This is a genomic window from Paenibacillus sp. Root52 (assembly GCF_001426865.1).
In the GTDB taxonomy this organism is placed as follows: domain Bacteria; phylum Bacillota; class Bacilli; order Paenibacillales; family Paenibacillaceae; genus Paenibacillus.
Window position 1 is genome coordinate 1 of the sequence record NZ_LMFO01000027.1, and the last position, 6,455, is coordinate 6,455.

Genomic DNA, 6,455 nt, shown 5'->3' on the forward strand with positions numbered 1-6,455 from the left:
AATTTTATAGAAGGGGATTCATAAAAAAATGTAATATAATATGCGTAATTAATAAGACAATTTATTTGTTTCACCTAATTGATCAACAGTTACTAGTTAAGCTTATTGTCTTAACGAAGAGGTCTTATCAAATTAAGATTTAGATATCAAACCATTATTCCAGAAATACATAAGTTCTAAAAATCCGACATGATACATCATGTCGGATTTTTTTTGAAATTTTACGAATCGCCATAGAACCAACCTTCTAGATTTCAATTTTTTTCACTTGAGCTATTAACTAAGTATCCTATTAAAAACAAAACCTGCCGGCGAGCCGGCCAATAAATACGATGAAATGACAATAAAATATTTAACTCTAGAGAGGAAGTATAGTATGAGAACTATCGACCGTATTGCAATTTCACTCATCAACTTAGTCATTCTAACATTATTCGTTATTGGTATTTTCCAATCAACCGTTGCAATTTGTTTTTATATAACAGTATGCTGCACGTTTTTTCTTTCTTTCGTTAAGCGCAAGATTATTTTTACGGTTATCTCGATGTTTACACTCAGCATACTGTTTCCCGAACATGCTATTTATTTTCATATCGCTGGTGGCTGTATATATTATCTTCTTGATTTTGAACCGTTCGGATTATGGATTAGTATGCGTCACATTTGTTTGAAGATGAGTTTAAAGTTTGAGAGATATCATTTAGAACGTCTCAAAATAAAAGCAAGCAAAAGTCTAATTGAGATTGATGCTTGGTTAAACGAAAATCGCAAGGTATGCAGGCCAATTATCAAGGACGGAACAGAGGAGATTTAAAGATCATGAACCTCAATAACTATAAAGCAATAAGTCCGCTACCAACAGATCTGATTACAGGACAAATCATTGCATATGGACAGGAAGTGGTTCAGGTGCTCGATAATTCTCTTATGCTCGCCAAAGAGGTTATCGATGATAAATTGATCAACGAAGCTTTCACTCTGACGCCTGGGTGGTGGAAGAATGAAGTCGATTTTGATCGCATTAGTTTTGCTGTAACTGAAGGGCAGCTCAAGTGGGAAACTCAATCGGATGATATTTTCGGCCAAGTATACGCCGCGATTATTTAAGTTCAAAACAACAAATTAATAGGAGTGATTGATATGAACATGAACATCAATAATTACAATGAATCAAGCCCGCTTCCGGTCGATGCAGTGACCGGAAAAGTGATTCCGTTTGGAGCTAAGATTGTACTTTTTAATGATGACTCAATCTCACTCGCTGATTGCATTACAACTCAATGTTCTGAAAACGATCCCCTAACGATCAGCACTAACTGGTGGAGTACTCGCCTTGAGGTTAAACGGAATACGTTTGCTGCTGCTGAACAATATCTGACATCGGAATATGAGCAATCGGATTCCAGCTATCTGTTCAATGCACTGGAATATGAATGTGAGACGTTGTGCGGATAATAGTCTCATAGTGTTTGCTGAATATAGCGGAAGGGGTGTATGAGAATTAAGAATCCAATTTCACCACAAGCAATTCAGGAGCAGATACATGTTCTCCAGAACGATCTGGAGGAACTTCGTTCAGAAATGGTAAAAATAAGTTCCGAGTTTGGATTACATAGTAAAGAAGTAATTGAGGCCTCTCAGAAACTAGACATAAAGATCATTCAGCACATGGCACTGAAAAAACAACTTGATCAATCCAAAAACAGGGCTAATTAATCGGCTTATAGTTATGCTGTCTAAAGATTGCGATACTAACAAAACAGGAGTGACTCATAAATGGATAACATTATATACACCGATTGGTGGCAGGCCATTGGTTTATGTATCATATTAGGACTTATGGGGATCTGTATTTATAATCTCTGGGATCTCAAACGGGAAGAAGCTTCAAATAAGGCTGCGCTCCAAATTACAAGTGAACACACATGGAAAGCAGAAAACTCGATACAACTCAAGGAACCCGCATACATTTATCCAAAGAATGAAGTCGATAATGACGAAGTCTGTATCCCAAAAAAATCAATTCTAAAAGGTGGTTATTCTCATGCAAATGAACATCCTTTGTCCGAATTGTAATACTCCAGGAATGGAAGACATAGATTCTGAAATATTTCTTTGTCGAACATGTGTGCAAATATGGGAGATTGAACCAGATGGTAGTCATATTAGATGCTACAGTCTAAACGATGAAGCTTATTTGGAAATCGAATGTCCAACATGTACCTCTAGATTAGTTGATATTGGAACTGGTGAAGAAGGTGTATGTTTAACATGTGCTAAGGTATGGGACGTTACCACTGAATCTTTATCTATAATAGAAGAGATCAAGGAGAATAAAACATTCCTTGATCGTGTCGAGCATTATCGAAAAAAAATGGATTTGGAACTTTCAAATAATAACGAAGTATTTGAACAGTGTATTCAAGAAATATTGAAAGCGGATAGATCTGATGCACTAAAGCTTTATGAATTGAATGCATTATTAACAGCTAAGAGATCTTGAAAGATACCGAACCTCAAATGAGGTTCGGTTATTTTTTTGGAAATTAAGATTACTGCAAACAATGAATAATGAAAAAGCGTCACAAGCGCCGCCCAAGCGGCCAATAGAATAAATGACCACATAAACCGATTGAGGCTCTAGTAGTCTTGCGTACCTTACAGTAATGGAAGTAGATCCGAAACTTGCTATACGGGGTTTGGGTAACTGGTGCCGTGTGTGAAGTACAACAATTAACTCAAAGCAGAACGAACTTCTCATCTTGAACACAACATGTAAGATGCAGTGTCCTAGAAGAAGCGGTTGATCCGTCGGTGAAGGGTCTGAAGATTACTTTAGCTTATCGCGTTATTTTCGAAATTCAATAGAACACTATCTTACATATCGGAGGTTTACGAATGCTCAAACGTTTAATTAGTTTTTTTAAACTCAAAAGAAATACATCAAACAGAAAGATCCGAGTCATTTTTTATCTCGATTCGATAATAGCACAGTATTTACAGGATTTTAACGAAGATGGCCAGAGCATTGAAAAACTGAGTGGTCAGCAACTAACGGAGTGCTATTACGAACTTGAGGGGCACCAAGTAATCATACAAGATAAATGGATACAATATAATGATATAACTTCAGAACTTCAGGAATTATGTCTGACCTATTATATGAAACCAGATTCAATCTCATATTTTATTGTAACTGAATAGGGAAAGTTGAAGCCAAAGAGTAGAGTACCGAAAAGCTGCTGATAGAGCAGATGGACTGGAGCTTTATGAATTAGATGCATTATTATCAGCTAAGAGATCTTGCAAATACCGAACCTCGAATGAGGGTCGGTTATTTTTTTGGAAAAATAAGATTATTGTAAACAATGAATAACGAAAAAGCGTCACAAGCGCCGCCCAAGCGGCCAATAAAATGAATGATCAAGAGACCGCTAAAGGTCTGTATGGAGATAAGAAGGATAGATCAAGTTCTATAGATAAGCAACCAAACTAATACATTGAAATGAGGATCATAATATGAATAAAATGTTTGCTGATTTTAAGACAAAAGACAAAGTCACTGCTTCAATTGCTGCTATCATATGGACGTTTCTAATCATTATGGTTACAAATCATTTGACTTAAACCAAAAACCGAACCTCTTGAGAGGTTCGGTTTTTTTTTCTTACACGAACATTAAATCGTAAGACGCCGTCTTAACGGCCAATAAAGTAAAAGAGATCCAAAATATAAAATAATAAATACTGGAGGAATACATATGACAATGCAAGGTATCAAAATTAATGGACTCAACGGCAAATGGAGTGCAATCAGCAATCGTAGCACTTCTGATGGGCACACATTATTTCTTATGGAACATGATCAGTATGGAGAAGATACTGCATGCGTGATCATCGATGAAAATGCAGAGCTACTTCTTGAAGATGTCGTAAACGGATTTAGTGATTATGCATATGCACTTGAGTTACATAAAAATACAAATAAAAAGACCAACAGTCAAAATTTGATTCGGTGCGTTATGCTTGATCGGTAGTTCAATTCCATATAAGAAGGAGCTTCTAAACAATGCCAACCATACAATTCAGCTACAATCCACAATTTGTTGTCATTCAAATTTTGATGCAATATGTTGAAAAAATAATTGAACCACAACAAAAAGAGAAAAAAATAAGTAGAGCACATCAATTTGCATGTTATGAGTTTATTAGCATTATGGAAAAGGATGAAGAGTATACTCGCCTTGAAGAGATCTTACGTATATATGTTGAACGACACAAGTTGGACGCTATTACCTTAGACTCAGGTCTGGAAAGTGCTGCAGATATATTTGAGATTGTATACGAGCAGGATGATTTTAAAGATATCCTTAACGGATATCTCCGGAAAGGATATGGTAGGACTGGTTTTGGCGTATACGATAAAGCAGCTAAGCAATTCTATGATACTGTACCAGTGCATCATTGGGAGACAATAAAAATGATTGTTGAACGTGAATACCCGCGAATGGCACAAGCGCTTGAGCACATGCAGTTTTATGAGCAATGTCTCAAAGTAGGAGACGTTACCAGAGATGAATTGGAGTCCTGGATTATGAGTAACTTTGAACTCATTGGTCAGTCCAAAAGGCTAGATTCTTATATTAAAAAAGGACGCCAGGATGGAGCTTACGAAATATCAGTTGAAGATCTTCAGGAAATGGAAAATTTCAAAAGTCAAAAACAAATAAAAGAATCCGAACCTAAATAGGTTCGGATTTTTTTTTTAAAGCGCGGCTAACGCCACCGATAAACCTCATGACTAACGAAAAAAAGGAGCGGATCTAATGAATACAACAATTATTAATCTACATAAAGATGAACAGAAATCTTTAAAAGAAATAGAAGCAGGGTTAAATTGCTGCATATAAAGAAGAGAAAGAGAAGCAATACAAAAAACGTAAAAATTCATTATTCAAAAGAATAGTAAATAAACTATTTCAGAAACATGACGGATTATTCGAAAATGAATCTTCCATTAATTCAGAGGTGCAGATGTTAGAAATTAATGAAAAAAAAGATAGTGAAGATAGAACGCATGGAAAACAACGAATTATATTTCAAGAAAACGAGACAATTCAAGATACGGAAAATGACTGCCTAATCAATTCCGGAGAGAAAAATGATTTAGAAACTTATCTATATGAAGATGGAGCTGATATAACAAAGTATTTCATAGTTAGTTCATATACAATTTTTGAACATCAAAGCACTGGAATGGAATTTTGCAAAAGGAATATGCAGTCTTGGCGGTTGCGATACAGAGAAAGTCAGCTTCACCAGTCGTGCTGAAGCTATTAAAGAAGCTGAAAGACTGACCAAAGAAGGATTAGAACCAGAGGTTGGATATCCTTGTCCCTCTTGCATGCAAGATTACTACGCATAAGGATTTTTACAATGAGAGAAAAGCAATAATTAGAAAGGATATAGAGAAGTTAGAAAATATCGACCTATTGGTTCGGTATTTTTTTGTGATCCTTCGTTAAGTAAAAGAACAGAATGCAAGAATTTGATTAGGAGCGTGATTAAGTGAATACCACGACAATTATCCCAACTCAGGATTTTTTAATTGCTGATCTGTCAGATAGCTACTATGATAAATTGGTTATTGCCAGACATCATGAGTCCCGTGCCGGTGGAATTGAACATCATATCCCCGATAGTTTTAATGGTCGGATTATAATCGACTGGCTGACCTGTCTAGGAACAAGAAATAAAGAACGCTTTTTAGAAGCACAGATAGTTCAGGGTCAAATTTGTCCTAATTCTTTAGTACATGTGATGCCAACGATTAAGGACGATATTCGTGTTCTAAGTAACCGCACTCTGGTTAATCATAGTCCTGATTCATTAGAAGCAAGTATTCTTACAATTATAGAAAAGAAAATGCTTAAAAAAGGTTTCTCAATATAAAATCTAATACCGAACCGATACTCATAAGGTTCGGTATTTTTTTAATGTTAATTAGAAAAGAAAACGTCAATGAATGAAATAAGTACTTTGAAATCCTAAAAATCAAACATGACAATAATCATCTGATTAAAAGTGATTCATTCTTCCAAGGCATCAACTTACTAGATATTCAAAACAAAAATATATGCTGTTCATCTCATCAGTTCCATAATGCAAGGAGAAAAGATTATACATTTGATGAATTCTAATTTTTTCTGACAATGGTGTATACAAACTCTATGCATTACATTTCTATAGGTCGTAACTAGTAGATAAGAATTAATAGATCTCATAAGATAATTAAAAAAACGAAATAAGAAGCATCACATAATTCCATGAAAAAGAACCCTCGCGATCTAAGCGAGGGTTCTTTTTTTGAAAACAGATATATTTAATGAATTTAGAAGAACTGATTATCAAAATTAATGTGAAAATAATTTTTAATAATATTAATGTAATTTATTC

Annotated in this window: 10 protein-coding genes; all 10 read left to right on the plus strand. The window is 35.0% G+C overall.

The genetic code is table 11. From position 1 onward, the window contains the following. The first annotated feature begins 376 nt into the window (after positions 1 to 376). The 10 genes from ASD24_RS20995 (at position 377) to ASD24_RS21045 (ending at position 5,951) form a co-directional block, all read left to right on the plus strand. A complete protein-coding gene (locus ASD24_RS20995) occupies positions 377 to 814 on the plus strand; it encodes a hypothetical protein (RefSeq protein ID WP_056700162.1) in 438 nt (145 codons plus the stop codon). 5 nt (positions 815 to 819) lie between these two features. Continuing rightward, a complete protein-coding gene (locus ASD24_RS21000; protein WP_056700164.1) occupies positions 820 to 1,107 on the plus strand; it encodes a hypothetical protein in 288 nt (95 codons plus the stop codon). 33 nt (positions 1,108 to 1,140) lie between these two features. Beyond that, positions 1,141 to 1,455 carry a hypothetical protein gene (locus tag ASD24_RS21005; protein WP_056700167.1) on the plus strand — a complete coding sequence of 105 codons (315 nt, stop codon included), beginning with the start codon at positions 1,141 to 1,143 and terminating at the stop codon, positions 1,453 to 1,455. A 39-nt stretch (positions 1,456 to 1,494) separates the two neighbouring features. Then, positions 1,495 to 1,716, plus strand: coding sequence for an aspartyl-phosphate phosphatase Spo0E family protein (locus tag ASD24_RS21010; protein ID WP_056700170.1), 222 nt, complete (start codon positions 1,495 to 1,497; stop codon positions 1,714 to 1,716). A 60-nt stretch (positions 1,717 to 1,776) separates the two neighbouring features. Continuing rightward, complete coding sequence (locus ASD24_RS21015; RefSeq protein WP_056700173.1) at positions 1,777 to 2,076, plus strand: hypothetical protein; 300 nt, start codon at positions 1,777 to 1,779, stop codon at positions 2,074 to 2,076. Continuing rightward, positions 2,045 to 2,503 (plus strand): hypothetical protein, encoded by a 459-nt coding sequence (locus ASD24_RS21020; protein ID WP_056700175.1) that lies wholly within the window; start codon positions 2,045 to 2,047, stop codon positions 2,501 to 2,503. The genes ASD24_RS21015 and ASD24_RS21020 overlap by 32 nt, the downstream gene beginning before the upstream one ends. Positions 2,504 to 3,760: 1,257 nt before the next feature. Further along, the gene (locus ASD24_RS21030; RefSeq protein ID WP_056700180.1) at positions 3,761 to 4,036 is read left to right on the plus strand and encodes a hypothetical protein; all 276 of its coding nucleotides are present in this window, start codon (positions 3,761 to 3,763) and stop codon (positions 4,034 to 4,036) included. 32 nt (positions 4,037 to 4,068) lie between these two features. After that, a complete protein-coding gene (locus ASD24_RS21035; RefSeq protein WP_056700183.1) occupies positions 4,069 to 4,749 on the plus strand; it encodes a hypothetical protein in 681 nt (226 codons plus the stop codon). Positions 4,750 to 5,235: 486 nt separating this feature from the next. After that, entirely contained in the window at positions 5,236 to 5,424 is a 189-nt protein-coding gene (locus tag ASD24_RS31115; protein ID WP_235540738.1) for a hypothetical protein, read from the plus strand. A gap of 143 nt (positions 5,425 to 5,567) precedes the next feature. Continuing rightward, complete coding sequence (locus ASD24_RS21045) at positions 5,568 to 5,951, plus strand: type II toxin-antitoxin system RnlB family antitoxin (RefSeq protein ID WP_056700190.1); 384 nt, start codon at positions 5,568 to 5,570, stop codon at positions 5,949 to 5,951. Positions 5,952 to 6,455 lie beyond the last annotated feature (504 nt).